Source organism: Pseudoalteromonas sp. S8-8, assembly GCF_000497875.1.
In the GTDB taxonomy this organism is placed as follows: Bacteria; Pseudomonadota; Gammaproteobacteria; order Enterobacterales; family Alteromonadaceae; genus Pseudoalteromonas; species Pseudoalteromonas arctica.
This window is the reverse complement of the sequence record NZ_AUTR01000049.1, coordinates 1-21,237: the sequence shown is the minus strand read 5'-3', so window position 1 is coordinate 21,237 and position 21,237 is coordinate 1. Positions and strand designations below refer to the sequence as shown.

Sequence of the window (21,237 nt, the reverse complement as noted above, 5' to 3'; positions counted from 1 at the left end):
TGTATTTATACACCTGATGCCTGCAAATTACTGCCAATAAAATCATATCCAAAACTACCTTTGTTACGTGCTAAGAGAGGTCAGATTATATAGAGTAGGCAATACTGAGAGTGCTTATTGGAGGAATTAATAGCACAAATTACACCTATTATTAAGGCTAAAACCGATGCCTTTTCAAACAACCGCACGCTTTAATAGCATTATATGTCATACAAAAAGTAGTTATAAATGGCTTCCTTATACTTACTTTAGCTCACAAAAATGCACTAAAACACACCTCATACACGCAAAAAATAATGCTATTCGCTCAATTAAAGAGCTAAAAAACACTGATTAGTACTCTAAAAAGCTTACTTTTGACAACATATAATTTGATAATCACCGTGATTTTTAAATAAAATAACTCAACTGTTAAGTATTCAAAACTTTTGATCTGCTAACTCCACCAGCAAAATTAATAAAAATAGCAGCTCTAAATTCGCATAAAATTAAAAATACCGAGATCACTTATCCACAATACCTAATTTTCAGCTCAAATAAATACCAAAACTAGGTAAATCAGTCGCAAAAACCTCATGATCAATTGTAATTTATCTATTTATGAACTTATTTTTAATTAATTTCATTAGATCTGCTTTATTAGATCATTTTTAAAAATTATTTTCGATCTAAATTTAAGGTTATCAACAGGCTTTATATCCACATTATGATCAACATGTATTTTTAATTGAGATATTTACAATTTAATTTTTTACTGACAAGTAATATCAATAACTTAGCGAATATAAAACAACCTAAAAAAACAGTTTAAGCAGAGCTTTCCCCACTGTTATCAACAACTTGATCAGAAGATTACATTTAAAGATAATTTGTTAAACACTATATTATCAACAACTTAAAGACACAATTTTGAATGAGTGTAAAATTACCGCAAAAATAGTTATACAAAAAAGCACTCTTAACTTTACTGTTATCCTCACTCAGTTATCATAGGCGGCAATTATAACCAATGTGATCACTAATATTCATGAGTTCAGTAAATCTTATTGTCGGCAGCCAAATGGGATCAGCCGAGTATGTTGCAGAGCAATTAAGCGACGCGCTTAATAACCTTGGTATTACTACGCAACTACATGATCAACCTGAATTTAGCGATATTGATCAGCAAAATACCATTTGGTTAATCTGCACATCAACTTATGGTGCAGGTGATTACCCTGAAAATCTTATTAGTTTTGTTGAAGATGTAACTCAAGCAGATGATTTATCTGAATTAAAATATTCAGTAATCGCTTTAGGCGACACTAGTTATGACACTTATAACCTAGCAGGACGTAATATAGATGCCTTATTAACTCAAAAAGGCGCTATAAAAGTAGCAGAACGTTTAGAGCTTAATATTCTCGATGAAGCACTACCAGAAGACACTGCATTAACATGGTTAGACTCTTGGATAGCTCAAACAGGCATAAAATAGATAGATCAAGTAAAAAGTTATATATAAAGTTACCCACAATTTACTAATAATTTAATAGGTTTTGTGGATAAAGATTGAATAAACTGCGTTTTAAAGCATGCTTATCCATTGGATAAGATCCAACTGATTCAACCCTGTGCATAAAGTGCCTTTTTGATCAGAGCTTATTTGCTGGATGATCCGATCATATTAACACCTTTAGATCTGATCTAATTTCATGTTTTAAATGAAGATCTAAACCTTATCAACAGAAAAGTCGATCAGTAGTAGTAATAGTAATAAAAGATCTCTTTAAAAGATCCTTTATATTATTAGAGATCACATACTTAGATCTTGCCCTTTGTTTAATCATTTATCTTCTGCCAATTTCTAGGTAGAATACGCTCCCTTTTGAAGTTTACCGGTTTGATTTAAGTAGGATCCCATTAATGATTTTTCACGAAAATTTTGACGTTATCGTAGTAGGTGGTGGACATGCTGGCACTGAAGCCGCATTAGCAGCTGCCCGTATGGGGATGAATACCCTGCTACTGACTCACAATATGGATACCCTTGGTCAAATGTCTTGCAACCCAGCAATTGGTGGGATTGGCAAAGGTCATTTGGTAAAAGAGATCGACGCGCTTGGTGGTGCAATGGCACAGGCCATTGATAAAGGCGGGATCCAATTTCGTACACTAAATTCTTCAAAAGGACCTGCTGTTCGTGCTACTCGAGCACAAGCAGATCGCGCTTTGTACAAAGCGGCTATTCAAACAACATTACAAAACCAAGATAACCTTAAGATTTTTCAACAATCATGTGATGATCTTATTGTTGAAAACGATCGTGTTACTGGCGTAGTAACTCAAATGGGTTTACGTTTTAGTGCACCAAGTGTTGTTTTAACCGTGGGTACTTTTTTAGGCGGCTTAATTCATATTGGTTTAGAAAATTATAAAGGCGGTCGTGCAGGCGATCCTCCTTCAATCGCTTTAGCTGATCGCTTACGTGAACATCCATTTAGAGTTGATCGTTTAAAAACGGGTACACCTCCACGTATTGATGCACGTACTGTTGATTTTACAAAAATGGAAGCACAGCCAGGTGATACACCAACTCCTGTGTTTTCGTTTATGGGTAAACAATCAGATCACCCACAACAGATACCGTGTTACATAACTTACACAAACGAAAAAACACATGATGTTATTCGTAAAAACTTACATCGCTCACCTATGTACTCAGGTGTTATTGAAGGTATTGGTCCACGATACTGCCCTTCAATTGAAGATAAAATTGTTCGTTTTGCAGATAAAGATAAACATCAAATATTTGTTGAGCCTGAAGGTTTAACATCATACGAATTATACCCAAATGGTATTTCGACTAGTTTACCGTTTGATGTACAACTTGAAATCGTGCAATCGATTACAGGTTTTGAAAATGCACATATTTGTCGACCTGGCTACGCAATTGAATATGATTACTTTGATCCACGTGATTTAAAACAATCTTTAGAAACTAAATTTATTGAAGGTTTATTTTTTGCAGGTCAAATTAACGGTACTACCGGCTATGAAGAAGCTGGGGCACAAGGCTTAATTGCTGGTATGAATGCTGCATTAAAAGTGCAAGGCAAAGATTCTTGGACACCACGTCGTGATGAAGCTTACGTGGGTGTATTAATCGACGACTTAGCAACACTGGGTACAAAAGAACCATACCGTATGTTTACCAGTCGTGCCGAATACCGTTTATTACTTCGTGAAGATAATGCTGATATTCGTTTAACTGAAAAGGGCCGTGAGCTAGGTTTGGTTAATGACGAACGCTGGCAGGCATTTAACGAAAAAATGGAAGTAATCGAAAAAGAGAAGCAACGCATCAAAGATACGTGGATTCACAAAGATCACGCCGTTGTAGAACAAGTAAATGCATTACTGAAAACACCGCTTACACGTGAAGCAAGTTTAGAAGAATTACTTCGTCGCCCAGAGATTCGTTATAACGATCTTATGGCTATAGAAGGATTAGGATCTGAATTTACAAATAAAGCGGCACTTGAACAAGTTGAGATCCATACTAAGTACGCAGGTTATATTGCGCGTCAACAAGATGAGATCAACAAACAGCTTCGTCATGAGCAAACAATTTTACCAAAAGAGTTTGATTATAAAACCGTATCTGGTTTGTCAAATGAGGTAGTTGCCAAGCTTATTGAGTCGCGTCCTGACACTATTGGTCAAGCATCGCGTATTTCTGGTATCACCCCAGCGGCGATTTCGCTATTATTAGTGTATCTGAAGAAGCAAGGCTTATTACGCAAATCCGCGTAACGGTAAGGGTACATAGTGTTACAGCAACAATTAACTACATTGTTAGCGCAAACTGATATTGCGCTAACAGAAAAACAACAGCAACAGCTAGTTCGTTACGTCGAGTTATTGAATAAGTGGAATAAGGCTTATAACTTAACCTCAGTACGCTTACCTGAAGAAATGATGATTAAGCATATTATGGATAGCTTAGTTGTTGCGCCTCACTTACCCGGTCATCATTATATTGATGTTGGAACGGGTCCTGGATTACCGGGTATCGTATTAGCAATTGCATTACCTAATACACATTTTGTGTTATTAGATAGCTTAGGTAAACGTGTACGATTTTTAATGCATGTTAAACATGAGCTTGGTCTTGATAATGTAACCCCGGTTCAGTCAAGAGTTGAAGAATATCAACCAAGTGTTAAATTAGACGGCGTACTAAGTCGTGCTTTTGCTTCATTACAAGATATGGTTGACTGGTGTTCGCACTTAATCGATCATTCGGGTAAATTTATAGCACTTAAAGGCGTGTTCCCTAGCGAAGAGCTAGAGTCACTACCTGCAGGCGTTAAGTTTGAGCAAAAAATTGCATTAGAAGTACCTAATTTAGATGCACAACGACATTTAATTATTCTTTCTAAAGACTAGGGATCAGAGACACCGTGGCAAAAGTCATCGCATTAGCAAATCAAAAAGGTGGAGTGGGTAAAACTACAACCGCTGTTAACCTCGCTGCGTCTATGGCTGCAACGAAACGTAAAGTGCTGTTAATTGATCTCGATCCGCAAGGTAATGCGACTATGGGTAGTGGCGTAGATAAATATGGCGACGTGCCAACTATTTACGACCTACTTATTGAAGATAAACCTATAGAAGACGTTATCATTAAAGAAACGTCTGGCGAATACCATATGATTGCTGCAAACGGTGATGTAACCGCTGCAGAAGTTAAATTGATGGAATTATTTGCCCGTGAAGTGCGTTTACGTAACGCACTTGAAAAAATTCAGGACCAGTACGAATTTATTTTTATCGACTGTCCACCCTCTCTAAATATGTTAACTGTTAATGCAATGGCCGCAGCTGATTCTATTTTAGTGCCAATGCAGTGTGAGTATTATGCACTTGAAGGGTTAACCGCATTAATGGATACGATTACGCAACTTGCTAAGTTAGTGAATCCTAGCTTACAAATTGAAGGCATACTTCGTACTATGTACGACCCGCGTAACCGTTTGGCTAATGATGTATCAGAACAATTAAAACAACATTTTGGCGATAAAGTATACCGTACGGTGATCCCGCGTAATGTTCGTTTAGCTGAAGCACCTAGTTTTGGTACTCCTGCTATGTACTATGACCGGGCATCAAGTGGCGCTAAAGCGTATTTAGCACTCGCTGGTGAAATGTTACGCAGAAAAGAAAAAACAGCGTCCGTTGTCGCCTAACTTTGAGGTAAAAAAATAACATGTCTGCTAAAAAACGAGGTTTAGGCCGAGGACTCGATGCACTTTTAAGTTCGTCAAAGCCTGCACCAAGCCCAAGCAAGGAACACGACACATCAAACGTTTCTGAGGCTGTGCAAAATGCCGCAGCTAATAATAGTGAATTACAAAAACTCCCAATAGAGTTTTTACACTCTGGTAAATACCAACCTCGTAAAGACATGTCTGAAGAGGCGCTAGAAGAGCTTGCTAGTTCTATTCGCTCACAAGGTATTATTCAACCCATTGTTGTGCGCCCTATTGCACACAATAGTTTTGAAATTATAGCGGGTGAGCGTCGTTGGCGCGCAGCGCAAATAGCTAAGCTTGAAACAGTACCTTGTATTATTAAAGATGTACCTGATGAAGCTGCCGTTGCGATTGCACTGATAGAAAATATTCAGCGTGAAGATTTAAATGCCATGGAAGAAGCAGTTGCACTTAATCGTTTACTAATAGAATTTGAATTAACACATCAGCAAGTAGCAGATGCGGTGGGTAAATCACGTACGACTGTAACTAACTTATTGCGTTTAAATAACTTAAATAGTGATGTAAAAATTCTGTTAGAACATGGCGATATTGAAATGGGCCATGCTCGTTGCCTGTTAGCCCTTGAAGGTGAAGCGCAGTCAGATGCTGCTCGTTTAGCTGTAGCTAAAGCATTAACAGTTCGAGAAACTGAAAAGCTCGTACGCTCAATTTTAGAACCTTTACCTGCTAAAGAAATAACCGAAAAAGATCCAGATGTTAAGCAGTTAGAACAACAACTCGCTGAAAATCTAGGTGCTAAAGTAGAGATTAACTACAATAAAAAAGGTAAAGGTAAACTGGTTATTTCGTATACTAACCTAGATGAACTTGACGGCATTTTAAATCGTATCAATCACGACAATACCCACCATTAGTTTTCTACATGTCTAAAAAGGGACATTTGTAGCTATTTCGTGTTACAAAGCATCTACTCAAGTTGCAAAACTGGCAGGATTAAGTATAATTTCGCCAGTTTTCACACCCTAACAATTAGAACGCAATAAAGGTTAACTAAACGTGACTGATAAGTTAGCGAGTCCATATCGACTTGCCGTATTAAAGTTAATTTGCCTTCAGGGTGTTGTAGCATTAGTTGCTGCTGTAATTATTTTTTTTAGTTCGGGAGTCAATGCCTCGCTTTCATCACTCGCTGGTGGAGCTGTAGCAGTACTTCCGCACTTTGTATTTGCACTTTATGCATTCAGATATATGGGTGCAAGTCGAGCAAATCAAGCGTATGCCTCGTTGAAACGCGGCAACGGATTAAAGTTTATGCTAACAATTGTATTGTTTGCGCTAGTACTGAAGCATTTTCCGGTAATTTTATTACCCTTTTTTAGTACTTATATACTGGCGCTCTTTACTGGATTGTTCGCACCCGTTTTTTTTAAACATTAACTTTTGGGATATAACATGGCAGCAGAAGAAGTTACTCTATCTGGCCATATCCAGCACCATTTGACCAATGCTAAGATGTGTTCGACCGATACAGGTCTCGCCTTCAATAAAGCATGTACGGACAGTGGATTCTGGACATGGCATATAGATACCCTTGCATGGTCTATCGGTTTAGGTCTTATATTTTTATGGATCTTTCGTAGTGCCGCTAAAAAATCAACACTAGGTGTACCTGGGAAATTTCAGTGTTTTATTGAAATAATCGTAGAATTCGTTGGTGACAACGTACGCGATACTTTCCATGGTAAAAGCAAGCTTATTGCACCATTAGCCTTAACGATTTTCGTTTGGGTGTTCTTAATGAACTTAATGGATTTAATACCAGTTGATTTCATTCCAGCACTTGCAGGTTTCGTTGGTGAGACTGCATTTGGTATGGATTCACACGATGTGTACATGAAAATTGTACCTACTACCGATATTAATATGACTTCAGCGCTAGCGCTGGGTGTATTTATACTAATGGTTGGCTTTTCAATCAAAATAAAAGGTATTGGCGGGTTTATTAAAGAGTTAACGCTTCATCCGTTCAGCTCAAATAACATGTTTGTTCAAATTATTTTGATACCATTTAACTTATTACTTGAACTGATTGCACTCGTTTCTAAACCGTTTTCATTAGCACTACGTTTGTTTGGTAACTTATATGCTGGTGAGTTGATTTTCATCTTGATCGGCGCTATCGGTTTTATGCAACTACCGTTGCACTTTGTTTGGGCTGTATTCCATATTCTAGTTATTACATTACAAGCATTCTTATTCATGATGCTTACGATTGTATACCTAAGCATGGCAAGTTCAGATAATCACTAATTTTTAGATTTACAATTTTACTTTTACTTTTAACTTTACAATTGAAACTTTGGAGAAATAAATGGAAGCTTTAGAATTATTAACAGGCTTAAAATACATCGCAGTAGCTTTACTAATCGGTTTTGGTGCAATCGGCACAGCAATCGGTTTTGGTAACATGGGCGGTAAATTCCTTGAAGCATGTGCGCGTCAACCTGAGCTTGCACCTTCGCTACAAGTTAAGATGTTTATTCTTGCTGGTCTAATCGATGCTGTAGCAATGATTGGTGTTGGTATCGCTATGGTATTGTTGTTCGTACTTTAATTTTATTCTTTGAACAGCTTACTATTTAAGGAGGAGCGGTTGTGAATTTAAACGCCACTCTTATCGGTGAATTGATTGCGTTTACGGTGTTCGTATTATTTTGTATGAAATACGTATGGCCACCACTAAACGGTGCAATTGAAGCTCGCCAGAAAAAAATCGAAGATGGTTTAGCTGCCTCTGATAGAGCCGAAAAAGACTTAGAACTTGCGCAAAAGAAAGCTGCTGAACAGCTTAAAGATGCAAAAGCTCAAGCGGCTGATATCATTGATCAAGCTAAAAAGCGTGCAGTGCTAATTGTTGACGAAGAAACACTTCGTGGTCAACAAGAGCGTGAAAGTATCATTGCTCAAGGGCACTCTGAAGTTGAGTCTGAACGTAATCGCATAACAGAAGAACTACGTAAGCAAGTAGCAACTCTGGCAGTGATTGGCGCAGAACGTATTTTAGAGCGTGAAATTAATCAAGCCGCACATAGTGACATCGTTGAAAAACTTGTCGCTGAGCTGTAATTAGGAGGGTATGAGCATGTCTAATTTGACTACTATCGCTCGCCCATACGCTAAAGCGGCTTTTGAACTTGCCGTTGAGAAAGGCACTCTAGAAAGCTGGAATGATATGTTGTTCTTTGCAGGCCATGTAGCCAGCAATGAGCAAGCATCGTCTGTTTTAGCGAGTATGCCTACAGCTACTGCACAAGCTGAATTATTTATTCAACTTTGTGCTGAGCAGCTCAACGAACAAGGTCAGAACCTAGTTAAGGTGATGGCTGAAAATGGACGTTTGACAGCTCTACCTGAAGTTGCACAGTTATTTGCTGAATTTAAAGCAGAATACGATAAAGAAATCGAAGTAGATGTGATTTCTGCAACTCCTCTTGTTGCTGCGCAACAAGAGTCATTGGTAGCGGCACTTGAAAAACGTTTCGCACGCAAAGTTAAGCTGAATTGTAGTGAAGACGCGTCAGTGGTTGGTGGACTTATTATTAGGTCTGGCGACACTGTAATCGACGGTACTATTCGCGGTAAATTAAACCGCTTAGCTACAACACTACAATCGTAATTGGGAAAAAGAGCATGCAACTTAATTCCACTGAAATTTCAGATCTGATCAAACAACGTATTGAGAAGTTCGAAGTTGTAAGTGAAGCTCGTAACGAAGGTACTATTGTATCTGTTACTGACGGTATCATCCGCATCCACGGTCTTGCTGACTGTATGCAAGGTGAAATGATTGAGCTTCCTGGCAGCCGTTATGCTATCGCACTAAACCTTGAGCGCGACTCAATTGGTGCAGTAGTAATGGGTCCGTACGCTGACCTTACTGAAGGCGTAAAAGTATATACAACTGGTCGTATTTTAGAAGTTCCTGTTGGTCCTGGTTTACTTGGTCGTGTTGTAAACACACTAGGTGCTCCAATCGATGGTAAAGGCGCTCTAGATAACGACGGGTTTGAACCTGTAGAAAAAATTGCACCAGGTGTAATCGAGCGTAAATCTGTAGATGAGCCAGTTCAAACTGGTTATAAATCTATTGATGCGATGATTCCAGTTGGTCGTGGTCAACGTGAACTTATCATTGGTGACCGCCAAACAGGTAAAACTGCACTAGCAATCGATGCAATCATCAATCAAAAAGACACAGGCGTTAAGTGTGTGTACGTTGCGATTGGTCAAAAAGCATCTACTATTGCAAACGTAGTTCGTAAATTAGAAGAGCATGGTGCACTAGCAAATACTATCGTAGTTGTTGCATCTGCTTCTGAATCTGCGGCACTTCAGTACTTAGCACCGTTCGCGGGCTGTACTATGGGTGAATACTTCCGTGACCGTGGTGAAAACGCATTAATCGTATATGATGATTTGTCTAAGCAAGCAGTTGCTTACCGTCAAATTTCATTACTACTTAAGCGTCCACCAGGCCGTGAAGCATACCCAGGTGACGTATTCTACCTTCACTCTCGTCTTTTAGAGCGTGCATCGCGTGTAAACGCAGATTACGTTGAAAAGTTCACTAATGGTGAAGTGAAAGGTAAAACTGGTTCATTGACGGCATTGCCAATCATTGAAACTCAAGGCGGCGACGTTTCTGCGTTCGTACCGACTAACGTTATCTCTATCACCGATGGTCAGATCTTCTTAGAAACTGACTTATTCAACTCAGGTATCCGTCCGGCAGTAAATGCTGGTATCTCGGTATCGCGTGTTGGTGGTGCTGCACAAACTAAAATCGTTAAGAAACTAGGTGGCGGTATTCGTCTAGCCCTAGCTCAGTACCGTGAATTAGCTGCGTTCTCGCAGTTCGCGTCTGACCTTGATGATGCAACTCGTGCTCAACTTGAGCATGGTGAGCGTGTAACAGAGCTAATGAAGCAGAAACAGTACGCGCCAATGTCTGTTGCTGATATGTCTTTGTCGTTATTTGCTGCTGAAAAAGGCTTCCTTCAAGACATCGAAATCGCGAAAATCGGTGACTTTGAAGCAGCTTTACTTTCGTATGCAAATAGCACATACGCAGAGCTTGTGGCTCAAATCAATGAAACTGGTAACTTAAATGCCGAGATCGAAGCGCAGCTTAAAGAACTTCTAACGAAGTTCAAGTCTACGCAAACTTGGTAATTTAGTTATTAATGGTGCGCTTTAGGAAACTAAAGCACACCTTGATTCGGAGAGAGAGTCATGGCCAGCGGAAAAGAGATTAAAAGCAAGATCGGGAGTATTAAAAATACTCAAAAGATCACTAGCGCAATGGAAATGGTTGCTGCGTCTAAAATGAAAAGGGCGCAAGAACGCGTTGCTTCAAGCCGTCCATACGCTGACAAATTACGTGAAGTAATTGGTCGTGTTGCTCAAGCAAATCTTGATTTTACTCACCCGTTCTTAAAAGATCGTGAAGTGAAACGAGTTGGTTATATTGTTATCTCTACAGACCGTGGTCTGTGTGGCGGTCTAAACTCAAACGAGTTTAAGAAAGTTGCACTTGATGTTAAAGCGTGGAAAGAAAAAGGTGTTGATGCTGAATTTGCTACTTTAGGTAGTAAAGCAGCTGGCTTCTTTCAACGTTTTGGTGGTCAACTACTCGCTAAAAAAGCGGGCCTAGGAGATAAACCTTCAGTACAAGACGTTATTGGTCCTGTAAAAGTTATGCTTGATGCATTTTCTGAAGGCAAAATAGACCGTTTATTCTTGGTATATAACAAATTCGTTAATACCATGAGGCAAGAGCCAATTATAGATCAGTTACTCCCTTTGCCAAAAGCTGAAGAAGAAGTATCTGCTCACACATGGGATTACTTATACGAGCCAAATCCAGAGGCTATTTTAGAGTCTTTGTTAGTACGCTTTATTGAGTCTCAAGCATACCAAGGTGTGGTAGAAAATGCTGCCTCTGAACAGGCTGCTCGTATGGTTGCAATGAAAGCTGCAACTGATAACGCAGGTGACCTTATGGACGAGCTACAGCTTGTTTATAACAAGGCTCGCCAAGCAGCAATCACACAAGAAATTAGTGAGATTTGTTCTGGCTCAGCAGCAGTTTAATGCTTCGGGTAAAGATTAACGAGAGGAATAGACATGAGTTTAGGTAAGGTCGTCCAAATTATCGGCGCCGTTGTGGATATTGAATTTCCACAAGATAGCGTGCCAGCGGTATACCACGCACTAAGAGTAACAGATGGCGATTTAGCTGGTTTGACTCTAGAAGTTCAACAACAGCTAGGTGGCGGTGTAGTGCGTACTATCGCTATGGGTACTACTGATGGTTTACGTCGTAGTGCTTTAGTTATGAATACAGGTGAATCGATTCAAGTTCCAGTTGGTAAAGCAACACTTGGTCGTATCATGAACGTACTTGGTGAGCCAATCGATGAAGCGGGTCCAATCGGCGAAGAAGACCGTATGTCTATTCACCGTGCAGCACCTTCATACGAAGAGCAATCAAGTTCAGTTGAACTTTTAGAAACTGGTATCAAGGTTATCGACCTTGTATGTCCGTTTGCTAAAGGTGGTAAAGTTGGTTTATTCGGTGGTGCCGGTGTTGGTAAAACTGTAAACATGATGGAACTTATCCGTAACATCGCAATCGAGCACAGTGGCTACTCAGTATTCGCAGGTGTTGGTGAGCGTACACGTGAGGGTAACGATTTCTACCATGAGATGAACGATTCAAACGTACTTGATAAAGTATCGCTTGTATACGGTCAGATGAACGAGCCTCCTGGTAACCGTTTACGCGTAGCGTTAACTGGTCTTACTATGGCTGAAAAGTTCCGTGATGAAGGTCGCGATGTACTTTTCTTCGTAGATAACATCTACCGTTATACTCTTGCTGGTACAGAAGTATCTGCACTACTTGGTCGTATGCCATCAGCGGTAGGTTACCAGCCTACACTTGCTGAAGAAATGGGTGTGCTTCAAGAGCGTATCGCTTCTACTAAGACGGGTTCAATTACATCAATCCAAGCGGTATACGTACCTGCGGATGATTTAACGGATCCATCTCCAGCAACTACCTTTGCTCACTTAGACGCAACAGTAGTACTTTCACGTGATATCGCATCACTTGGTATCTACCCAGCGGTAGACCCACTTGATTCATCTTCACGTCAACTTGACCCACAAGTAATTGGTCAAGAGCACTACGATACAGCACGTGGCGTTCAAACAGTTCTTCAGCGTTATAAAGAACTTAAAGACATCATTGCAATCCTAGGTATGGACGAGCTTTCTGACGAAGATAAGCAACTTGTATCTCGTGCACGTAAAATCCAACGTTTCCTATCTCAGCCATTCTTCGTGGCAGAGGTGTTTACAGGCGCGTCTGGTAAATACGTATCACTAAAAGATACAATTTCTGGCTTTAAAGGCATCTTAAACGGTGAATTTGATGATATGCCAGAGCAAGCGTTCTACATGGTTGGCTCTATCGAAGAAGCTCAAGAAAAAGCCAAAGGCATGTAACTAGGAGGGTAGTATGACAGCTATGACTGTACATCTTGACGTAGTAAGCGCTGAGCAGAGTTTGTTCTCTGGTCTTGTTGAATCGATTCAAGTATCTGGTAGTGAAGGCGAGCTGGGTGTAAACCTAGGCCATGCTCCACTACTAACTGCCCTTAAACCTGGTATGGTACGTTTAGTTAAGCAATTTGGTCACGAAGATGTGATATATGTTGCTGGCGGTACATTAGAAGTTCAACCAAATCACATCACGATTCTTGCAGATACTGCGGTTCGTGGTGAAGATTTAGATGAAGATTCTGTACAAAAGGCTAAACGTGAAGCTGAAGAACATATGGCGAATTCGTCAGCTGTTGAGTTTGATTATCAGCAAGCGGCTACGCGACTGGCAGAAGCAGTTGCTCAGTTACGCGTAATTCAGCAATTACGTCACAAGTAAGCCTATCCGGTTTGTAAAAAGCCCACTATAAGTGGGCTTTTTTGTGCCTGTTACTTTTGTATTTACACTAAATACCTTAGTCCGATTATTATCTACACTTTTACACTTTTACACTTATATCCTGCCGGAATCCTCGCTACAATAACGCCATTCAATTAAGTGTGTTTTTCAGTCAAGATTCAGTACGAATAAACTAACCTACTGAGTATCTGCACAAGAAGTGATTTATGTAATCTTCTGCACAAACATAATACTTATTTAGCTAAAACAACGGAAAAAGGAAATTGTTTTAATGGCTCTAACAACTGTTATTCTTGCTGCGGGTAAAGGTACTCGCATGCGCTCTGCTCTACCTAAAGTTTTGCACAAAGTTGCTGGCAAACCAATGGTACAGCACGTTATTGATAATGCGATGGCATTAGGTGCAACGACTACAAACCTAGTTTATGGACACGGCGGCGAACTATTACAACAACAACTTGCCGATAACAATGTAAATTGGGTACTTCAAGCTGAACAACTTGGTACTGGCCACGCAGTAGCGCAAGCCAACTCTCATGTTAATGATGAAGACACGGTATTAATTTTATACGGTGATGTACCACTAACAAAGCAATCAACACTAGAGCGTTTATTAGCCGCAACACCTAAAAATGGTTTAGCTGTATTAACGGTAAATTTGGTAAACCCAAATGGCTATGGTCGAATGCTTCGTGCTGGTGGTAAGTTAGTTGGTATTGTTGAGCAAAAAGATTCAAGCCCAGAACAGTTACTTATTAACGAAGTAAATACAGGCATTATGGCTGTTAACGGTAAGCTATTAAAAACATGGTTAGGTAACTTATCTAACAATAATGCACAAGGCGAGTACTACTTAACAGATATCGTTGCAATGGCTCACAGTGAAGGCGTAGAAATCACTTCAGCTCAGCCAGACCATGCAATGGAAGTTGAGGGCGCAAATAACCGCGTACAACTTGCAGGCTTAGAGCGCGCTTACCAAGCATGGCAAGCAGAAGAGTTAATGTTAAATGGCGCAACACTTGCTGACCCTGCGCGTATTGATGTGCGAGGAACAGTTACCACCGGTGAAGATGTACTTATCGACGTAAACGTTATTTTTGAAGGCACGGTCACGCTTGGTAACAATGTACAAATAGGTCCTAACTGTGTCCTTAAAAATTGTAGTATTGGTGATAACGTTATTATTAAAGCTAATACGCTGATTGAAGATGCCACAGTTGCAGATAAGTGTACGCTTGGTCCTTATGCTCGCCTTCGCCCAGGCGCTGTAATGGAAGAAGACTCACACATTGGTAACTTTGTTGAGATGAAAAAAACCCGACTAGGTAAAGGCTCTAAAGCCAACCACTTAAGTTATTTAGGTGATGCTGAAATTGGCGAAAAAGTGAATATTGGCGCTGGCACTATTACCTGTAACTACGATGGTGTTAACAAAGCAAAAACTATTATTGGCGATAATGCCTTTATTGGTTCTAATTCATCACTCGTTGCCCCAGTAAATATAGGCGCAACTGCAACAATTGGTGCAGGCTCTGTGATCACCAGTACCGTTGAAGATGACCAATTAGCAATAGCACGCTCTAAACAGCGTAATTTAACGGGTTGGAAACGCCCAGTTAAAAAATAACAATAGAGGCTACTTAGGTAGCCTTTTTTATTTTAGCTGAAGTTTAAATTGCTCTTTATAGCGTCTAGACAAGTTAAGTACTTTACCTGTTGTTAGTTTTATTTCACTGTCCCCACTGGGTAGTGGTGTAATGGACTCCACTTTATCGAGTTTTACGCCATGGCTGCGGTGAATTCTACAAAACCCCTGCACTTCAAGTTGTTTACTTAATGCTGTAAGCGTTGCCCTTAACGGATATATACGTGAGCCTATATGTAGGTTTACATAATTACCCGACGATTCAAGCCAATCAACATCCTCTATTTTTATAATGAATTCTTTTCCGAGCTTTTTAACTAATAGGCGGTTTATGGTCGATGTTGTTTGCTGCTCATTTTCTTCAATTGAAGAGGCTTCACCTAGTAACTGCTGCACCACATATTGATATACTTTGATAAGTACGATGAAAAACACAAAGCTTATAGCGTCTTTCTGGTATTCATAAATAAGCTCAAACCAGCTAAGTCCAAAGTTGTAAGACCCATCATTCAACAAATATATGAATTTACGAACCCCTACCATAATACCAACGTGTAACACGCTAAATATAATAGAGGCACCAAAGTACATACCTAATGAGGCCGTAATATTTTGCCAATTAAAAGATAAGTGTCTTAAAAACCAAATTAAAATAGGGAATATAAGCAAAGTACTCAAGGCACTTGAATACTCCCAAACAAATGGCTCCCACATTAAAAAAGTTAAAGCCCCTTCTCTTTGGGCTTCCATTATTTGGGTTGTAGCATTTACTGTATTATTAATTAATACGTAAGCACACAGTAATACTGATGCGTAAATGCTTTGAAAACGTTGAAAGTGCTGTAGGTTCATAAATGTATGCTTATTGCTGATGTGGCACGCTTATCCCTGTATACCACCTTTTATCACTATTGCTTGTAATATAAGCACTTATAGATAGTTTTAGCGAGAGCTTTAGGTATGAATAGCGCATAGCATACATAAAGTAGTAAAAGCATGAGCACTCAAGTACAACAACCTTCATTAGTTAATTCGCGTAAATATTATCTTGATTGGCTTAGGGTAATCGCATTTGCGTCGCTAACTTTTTATCACATTGGCATGTTGTATAGCGAAAACTGGGGGTTTCATTTTAAGAGTAATTATACATCACAGTATGTTGAATATTTAATGTTGGTGTTTTCACCTTGGCGCATGTTACTCATTTGGTTTATATCGGGCGTAGCACTGCGTTTTATGATTGATAAAGTAAGCAGCTTTAAGTCTTGGTTACATTTCACCTTATACCGCTCTATTTTTTTACTATTACCCTTGCTGGTGGGGTTATGGCTAATAGTGCCTTTACAGCTGTTTGCAGAAATGTCACAGCAAGGTGTTATTGATATTAGCTATTGGCAATTTTATTTAGCTTTTATAGAGACGAACAATACGCTTTTTATTAATTATCAGTCTGGAGTGTGGCCGAATGTGGATGTAAATCACTTATGGTATTTGCGCTCGTTGTGGCAATTTATGCTGATCATTATTGTTTTAACTCTTTTTGCACGCTTGCCCTTTATTGCGCCTTTAAAAACATTTGTTAAAGGGGGTATGTCATTTGGGTTTTTAATTACCTTGCTCATTATTGCCACACTATTTACAAGCCATTACTTAACTGGCGATTCAATCAGAGAGACTAACGGCTTAATACTGCTACTCTCAGGATACATACTTGCTAAAAACACTTACTTTTGGAACTGCTTAAATAAAAACTTGGTATTACTGGCTTTGAGTTTTGCGGTTTTGTTTGTACTTATAATATTAAGTTATCAGAAGGTGTTTACTCTTCCTCATTTTATTTTAATCGGTAGCTACAATATTCAACGTGTTGTAGGTGTATTTTTTGTACTTGCGCTCGCTCGTCGATTTTTAAATTTTAATACTTACTATTTAAAACAGCTCAATGTATGGGTGTTTCCCTTTTATTTATTGCATCAAAGCATTTTGATTGTTTTGTGTTTTTTACTACAGCCTTTAAGTTTAGGGCCTGTTGCTGAGCCATTCATCATTATTACAGGGACTTGGTCTTTTTGCGGTGTTATTACATGGGGTATTACACGTACTGATGTACTTAGACCTTTGCTAGGGGTTGCAATTAAACGAAATTATTCCCCGACTGTAAAAACGATTGGCTATACGGCCGCTTTAATTCTAATAACTCCGCTAGCGTATAAGCTAATTACTTAGGCTAAGGGGCTGTATTAAAACTGCCATAATCTTGTCATGCCTGTGTGTTGATATTTAGCAAATACAATACTAAGGAAAATTACATGTTTAAAAAATCAATTATTGCGCTGTCACTTATATCTGTTCTTACTGGTTGCTCACTTGATGGTGACGATGGTCAAAACGGCTCTCAAGGATTACAGGGAGAACAAGGCACAGGTGGGACTAATGGGTTAAATGGTATAAATGCCAATTCAGCATTAAATATTAACCTTGTGGGTAGAGGTGTATTAAATGCACAAAGCCCAGAAGGTGCAGCTGAAATAGTTGCATATCAAGCATCTAAAAAATGGATTTACGCTATTAACAGTTCAGGTGATGACGCTGTTATTAATATTTTACCCGCAGACACCTTTGATACTGCCGCACTCGTTAAAGATAACGAAGGGGTTATAAACGGCACAAATTTAACATCCGTTATTACGTTGCCTTTAAACGAGTTTACCCAAGGCGATGCAAACAGCATTGCTATTGATGAAAATAACAATCTACTTGCAGTGGCAATGGCTGCTGAAAGCACGGGTGATGCAGGTCAAATTGCTTTTTACGATATAAGCGGCGACTCACCTGTATTTATTAAAAATGTTACAGTCGGATTTTTACCAGACATGGTGACGTTCACCCATGATGGCGCAAAGGCAGTGGTTGCTAACGAAGGTGAACCAAGTGGCGACTACAGCGTAGATCCTGAAGGTTCTATTAGTATTATCGATATAACAAATAATGTAATAGCCGATACAGCAATAAATATTGATTTTAAAGCCTATAACAACAAACAAACCGAACTAGAAGCGCAAGGGGGAGTTTTTGCAAACCCAAATGGTCGTACTATTAACGGTAATCTAATAAATACCACCGTAGCTATGGATTTAGAGCCCGAGTACGTTAGCATTTCTAAAGATAACAAATATGCTTATGTATCTATTCAAGAAAACAATGCACTTGCAATAGTTAACCTACAAGACAACAGTCTTGAGCTAAAGGGCTTAGGCTTTAAAGATTGGTCAAGCTTACAACTTGATGCCTCAGATAAAGACGGCGGCGTGAATTTTAAATCATACCCAGGGCTCTATGGTATGTACCAGCCCGATACTATCTCAAGCTTTAGTTGGAAAGGCGCTAACTTTATAGTTACTGCCAACGAAGGTGACACAAGAGAATACTTTTTTGATACAACGGATGAAGCAGACTGTATAGCAAAGGGCGGGCTTGATTACGATAAAGACGATGGCTGCTTAGCTTATATAGATGAAAGCCGCGTTGAAGACTTAACGCTTGCTGCTAATTTTGATTACTTAAATAATGACGATGATGATATTGGTCGCTTAAAAGTAACAACAATAAAAGGCGATACCAATAACGACGGACAATACGAATCGCTTTACGGCTATGGCGCACGTTCTTTTACTATTTGGGATAGCAATGGGCTGGTGGTTTTTGATTCAGGTGACGATATAGCACGTATAACAGCATCTGTGCATGGTGAATCATTTAACAATAATGAAGATGAAAACAAAGGTGACTCACGTTCAGATGATAAAGGCGCAGAGCCTGAAGCGCTGACTATTGGTAAAATTGACGATCGTACATTTGCTTTTGTTGGATTAGAACGTATGGGCGGCATTATGGTTTACGACATTACTAATCCATACAATGTGCAATTTGAAGACTACTTCTATAATCGAGGCTTAATCAAAGGAGCTAATATTACAGGCGATTTAGCGCCTGAGGGAATGGTATTCGTTTCAGCAGAGCAAAGTGCAACAAGAAATCCACTCTTAATTGTTGGAAATGAAATATCAGGCTCTATTGCCGTATGGGAAATAGCATCTAAATAAATCTTTAATTTTAAATAAAGCTGTGTGTTGTTTGTTTAACATACAGCTTAGTTTAAACCTTACTAATACATCATCAATTGATACATAAATTATGAGTATTTTTTAAACTAAAAGTATCCTGCAGCCCTCTATTTGTATAGCTTTCATACTAAATTCATTTAATTGTCAAAAAGCTGAAATAAAACATTGACCCCCGCTCGAATCTCCCTATAATGCGACCCCACTGAGACAGGAAACGCCAACGCATAGCGAGGCACGAACTACTCAGAGAGTTAAATAAAACTTCGGTTTTAAATTATCTAAAAAGAAAGTTTAAAACTAAGTGTTGACTCAAAAAATAAAGGGTGTATTATTCGCATCCCTTGAGGCGCTAAAGCGACTCAAAACGTTCTTTAACAATATAAAGCAATCATCTGTGTGGGCACTCGTACAGATTGAGTTCTAACAGCCAAACTACTTAGGTAGCGAGGCAAACAAATTAGAGTCTCAATTGAAAACTGAGTGACCAACAGAATAGTTATTTCGGTAATTATTCGGCACAGTCAATTCAATATCGAAAGATATTAAAATAAATTCAGAATTCATTGAGCTGTCGAAAGACATAAAACTTTTTAATTGAAGAGTTTGATCATGGCTCAGATTGAACGCTGGCGGCAGGCCTAACACATGCAAGTCGAGCGGTAACAGAAAGTAGCTTGCTACTTTGCTGACGAGCGGCGGACGGGTGAGTAATGCTTGGGAACATGCCTTGAGGTGGGGGACAACAGTTGGAAACGACTGCTAATACCGCATAATGTCTACGGACCAAAGGGGGCTTCGGCTCTCGCCTTTAGATTGGCCCAAGTGGGATTAGCTAGTTGGTGAGGTAATGGCTCACCAAGGCGACGATCCCTAGCTGGTTTGAGAGGATGATCAGCCACACTGGGACTGAGACACGGCCCAGACTCCTACGGGAGGCAGCAGTGGGGAATATTGCACAATGGGCGCAAGCCTGATGCAGCCATGCCGCGTGTGTGAAGAAGGCCTTCGGGTTGTAAAGCACTTTCAGTCAGGAGGAAAGCGTGGTGGTTAATACCCATCATGTGTGACGTTACTGACAGAAGAAGCACCGGCTAACTCCGTGCCAGCAGCCGCGGTAATACGGAGGGTGCGAGCGTTAATCGGAATTACTGGGCGTAAAGCGTACGCAGGCGGTTTGTTAAGCGAGATGTGAAAGCCCCGGGCTCAACCTGGGAACTGCATTTCGAACTGGCAAACTAGAGTGTGATAGAGGGTGGTAGAATTTCAGGTGTAGCGGTGAAATGCGTAGAGATCTGAAGGAATACCGATGGCGAAGGCAGCCACCTGGGTCAACACTGACGCTCATGTACGAAAGCGTGGGGAGCAAACGGGATTAGATACCCCGGTAGTCCACGCCGTAAACGATGTCTACTAGAAGCTCGGAGCCTCGGTTCTGTTTTTCAAAGCTAACGCATTAAGTAGACCGCCTGGGGAGTACGGCCGCAAGGTTAAAACTCAAATGAATTGACGGGGGCCCGCACAAGCGGTGGAGCATGTGGTTTAATTCGATGCAACGCGAAGAACCTTACCTACACTTGACATACAGAGAACTTACCAGAGATGGTTTGGTGCCTTCGGGAACTCTGATACAGGTGCTGCATGGCTGTCGTCAGCTCGTGTTGTGAGATGTTGGGTTAAGTCCCGCAACGAGCGCAACCCCTATCCTTAGTTGCTAGCAGGTAATGCTGAGAACTCTAAGGAGACTGCCGGTGATAAACCGGAGGAAGGTGGGGACGACGTCAAGTCATCATGGCCCTTACGTGTAGGGCTACACACGTGCTACAATGGCGCATACAGAGTGCTGCGAACTCGCGAGAGTAAGCGAATCACTTAAAGTGCGTCGTAGTCCGGATTGGAGTCTGCAACTCGACTCCATGAAGTCGGAATCGCTAGTAATCGCGTATCAGAATGACGCGGTGAATACGTTCCCGGGCCTTGTACACACCGCCCGTCACACCATGGGAGTGGGTTGCTCCAGAAGTAGATAGTCTAACCCTCGGGAGGACGTTTACCACGGAGTGATTCATGACTGGGGTGAAGTCGTAACAAGGTAGCCCTAGGGGAACCTGGGGCTGGATCACCTCCTTATACGATTTAGAACTTATTTGTTCGTAGTGTCCACACAGATGATTGTTA

The 21,237-nt window shown here is 40.2% G+C and carries 18 protein-coding genes and 1 rRNA gene; 18 read left to right on the top strand and 1 reads right to left on the bottom strand.

The features are described 5' to 3' along the window. Positions 1-1,027 precede the first annotated feature (1,027 nt). From mioC to glmU, 15 genes are all read left to right on the top strand, one after another. On the top strand, positions 1,028-1,477 hold the full coding sequence (gene mioC / locus L659_RS0116580) for an FMN-binding protein MioC (protein WP_024591277.1): 450 nt from the start codon (positions 1,028-1,030) through the stop codon (positions 1,475-1,477). A 428-nt stretch (positions 1,478-1,905) separates the two neighbouring features. Continuing rightward, entirely contained in the window at positions 1,906-3,795 is a 1,890-nt protein-coding gene (gene mnmG / locus L659_RS0116575) for a tRNA uridine-5-carboxymethylaminomethyl(34) synthesis enzyme MnmG (protein ID WP_010555145.1), read from the top strand. Positions 3,796-3,810: 15 nt separating this feature from the next. Continuing rightward, positions 3,811-4,431, top strand: coding sequence for a 16S rRNA (guanine(527)-N(7))-methyltransferase RsmG (gene rsmG / locus L659_RS0116570; protein ID WP_007585988.1), 621 nt, complete (start codon positions 3,811-3,813; stop codon positions 4,429-4,431). Between the two features lie 14 nt (positions 4,432-4,445). Then, on the top strand, positions 4,446-5,231 hold the full coding sequence (locus L659_RS0116565) for a ParA family protein (RefSeq protein ID WP_004335235.1): 786 nt from the start codon (positions 4,446-4,448) through the stop codon (positions 5,229-5,231). Positions 5,232-5,251: 20 nt separating this feature from the next. Continuing rightward, the gene (locus L659_RS0116560; protein WP_024591276.1) at positions 5,252-6,175 is read left to right on the top strand and encodes a ParB/RepB/Spo0J family partition protein; all 924 of its coding nucleotides are present in this window, start codon (positions 5,252-5,254) and stop codon (positions 6,173-6,175) included. Between the two features lie 142 nt (positions 6,176-6,317). After that, positions 6,318-6,698 (top strand): ATP synthase subunit I, encoded by a 381-nt coding sequence (locus L659_RS0116555; RefSeq protein ID WP_007585983.1) that lies wholly within the window; start codon positions 6,318-6,320, stop codon positions 6,696-6,698. A gap of 15 nt (positions 6,699-6,713) precedes the next feature. Then, on the top strand, positions 6,714-7,571 hold the full coding sequence (gene atpB, locus L659_RS0116550) for a F0F1 ATP synthase subunit A (protein WP_010555143.1): 858 nt from the start codon (positions 6,714-6,716) through the stop codon (positions 7,569-7,571). A gap of 61 nt (positions 7,572-7,632) precedes the next feature. Continuing rightward, complete coding sequence (atpE, locus tag L659_RS0116545; protein WP_007585980.1) at positions 7,633-7,875, top strand: F0F1 ATP synthase subunit C; 243 nt, start codon at positions 7,633-7,635, stop codon at positions 7,873-7,875. A gap of 41 nt (positions 7,876-7,916) precedes the next feature. Beyond that, on the top strand, positions 7,917-8,387 hold the full coding sequence (gene atpF, locus L659_RS0116540) for a F0F1 ATP synthase subunit B (RefSeq protein WP_004335264.1): 471 nt from the start codon (positions 7,917-7,919) through the stop codon (positions 8,385-8,387). A gap of 16 nt (positions 8,388-8,403) precedes the next feature. Next, positions 8,404-8,937, top strand: coding sequence for a F0F1 ATP synthase subunit delta (atpH, locus tag L659_RS0116535; RefSeq protein ID WP_007585978.1), 534 nt, complete (start codon positions 8,404-8,406; stop codon positions 8,935-8,937). A 14-nt stretch (positions 8,938-8,951) separates the two neighbouring features. Then, positions 8,952-10,493, top strand: coding sequence for a F0F1 ATP synthase subunit alpha (gene atpA, locus L659_RS0116530; protein ID WP_007585976.1), 1,542 nt, complete (start codon positions 8,952-8,954; stop codon positions 10,491-10,493). 60 nt (positions 10,494-10,553) lie between these two features. Then, a complete protein-coding gene (gene atpG, locus L659_RS0116525; protein ID WP_007585974.1) occupies positions 10,554-11,414 on the top strand; it encodes a F0F1 ATP synthase subunit gamma in 861 nt (286 codons plus the stop codon). Between the two features lie 33 nt (positions 11,415-11,447). Continuing rightward, entirely contained in the window at positions 11,448-12,833 is a 1,386-nt protein-coding gene (gene atpD, locus L659_RS0116520) for a F0F1 ATP synthase subunit beta (protein ID WP_007585971.1), read from the top strand. A 13-nt stretch (positions 12,834-12,846) separates the two neighbouring features. Continuing rightward, complete coding sequence (locus L659_RS0116515) at positions 12,847-13,269, top strand: F0F1 ATP synthase subunit epsilon (protein ID WP_007377666.1); 423 nt, start codon at positions 12,847-12,849, stop codon at positions 13,267-13,269. A gap of 292 nt (positions 13,270-13,561) precedes the next feature. Further along, positions 13,562-14,920, top strand: coding sequence for a bifunctional UDP-N-acetylglucosamine diphosphorylase/glucosamine-1-phosphate N-acetyltransferase GlmU (gene glmU / locus L659_RS0116510; RefSeq protein WP_024591275.1), 1,359 nt, complete (start codon positions 13,562-13,564; stop codon positions 14,918-14,920). Positions 14,921-14,947: 27 nt separating this feature from the next. Here glmU and L659_RS0116505 read toward each other — a convergent pair whose 3' ends face one another. Next, a complete protein-coding gene (locus L659_RS0116505) occupies positions 14,948-15,790 on the bottom strand; it encodes a LytR/AlgR family response regulator transcription factor (RefSeq protein ID WP_024591274.1) in 843 nt (280 codons plus the stop codon). Positions 15,791-15,934: 144 nt separating this feature from the next. Between L659_RS0116505 and L659_RS0116500 the strand changes: the two genes are divergently transcribed. The 3 genes from L659_RS0116500 (at position 15,935) to L659_RS0116490 (ending at position 21,189) form a co-directional block, all read left to right on the top strand. After that, on the top strand, positions 15,935-17,164 hold the full coding sequence (locus L659_RS0116500; protein ID WP_024591273.1) for an acyltransferase family protein: 1,230 nt from the start codon (positions 15,935-15,937) through the stop codon (positions 17,162-17,164). A gap of 83 nt (positions 17,165-17,247) precedes the next feature. Continuing rightward, positions 17,248-19,041 (top strand): choice-of-anchor I family protein, encoded by a 1,794-nt coding sequence (locus tag L659_RS0116495; RefSeq protein WP_024591272.1) that lies wholly within the window; start codon positions 17,248-17,250, stop codon positions 19,039-19,041. 612 nt (positions 19,042-19,653) lie between these two features. Continuing rightward, positions 19,654-21,189, top strand: a 16S ribosomal RNA gene (locus tag L659_RS0116490). Positions 21,190-21,237 lie beyond the last annotated feature (48 nt).

Bases quoted from the DNA above. Each gene is read 5' to 3' on its own strand.
- mioC (WP_024591277.1), top strand. From the start codon at position 1,028: ATGAGTTCAGTAAATCTTATTGTCGGCAGCCAAATGGGATCAGCCGAG.
- mnmG (WP_010555145.1), top strand. From the start codon at position 1,906: ATGATTTTTCACGAAAATTTTGACGTTATCGTAGTAGGTGGTGGACAT.
- L659_RS0116560 (WP_024591276.1), top strand. From the start codon at position 5,252: ATGTCTGCTAAAAAACGAGGTTTAGGCCGAGGACTCGATGCACTTTTA.
- atpB (WP_010555143.1), top strand. From the start codon at position 6,714: ATGGCAGCAGAAGAAGTTACTCTATCTGGCCATATCCAGCACCATTTG.
- atpE (WP_007585980.1), top strand. From the start codon at position 7,633: ATGGAAGCTTTAGAATTATTAACAGGCTTAAAATACATCGCAGTAGCT.
- atpH (WP_007585978.1), top strand. From the start codon at position 8,404: ATGTCTAATTTGACTACTATCGCTCGCCCATACGCTAAAGCGGCTTTT.
- atpA (WP_007585976.1), top strand. From the start codon at position 8,952: ATGCAACTTAATTCCACTGAAATTTCAGATCTGATCAAACAACGTATT.
- atpG (WP_007585974.1), top strand. From the start codon at position 10,554: ATGGCCAGCGGAAAAGAGATTAAAAGCAAGATCGGGAGTATTAAAAAT.
- atpD (WP_007585971.1), top strand. From the start codon at position 11,448: ATGAGTTTAGGTAAGGTCGTCCAAATTATCGGCGCCGTTGTGGATATT.
- L659_RS0116515 (WP_007377666.1), top strand. From the start codon at position 12,847: ATGACAGCTATGACTGTACATCTTGACGTAGTAAGCGCTGAGCAGAGT.
- glmU (WP_024591275.1), top strand. From the start codon at position 13,562: ATGGCTCTAACAACTGTTATTCTTGCTGCGGGTAAAGGTACTCGCATG.
- L659_RS0116505 (WP_024591274.1), bottom strand. From the start codon at position 15,790: ATGAACCTACAGCACTTTCAACGTTTTCAAAGCATTTACGCATCAGTA.
- L659_RS0116500 (WP_024591273.1), top strand. From the start codon at position 15,935: ATGAGCACTCAAGTACAACAACCTTCATTAGTTAATTCGCGTAAATAT.
- L659_RS0116495 (WP_024591272.1), top strand. From the start codon at position 17,248: ATGTTTAAAAAATCAATTATTGCGCTGTCACTTATATCTGTTCTTACT.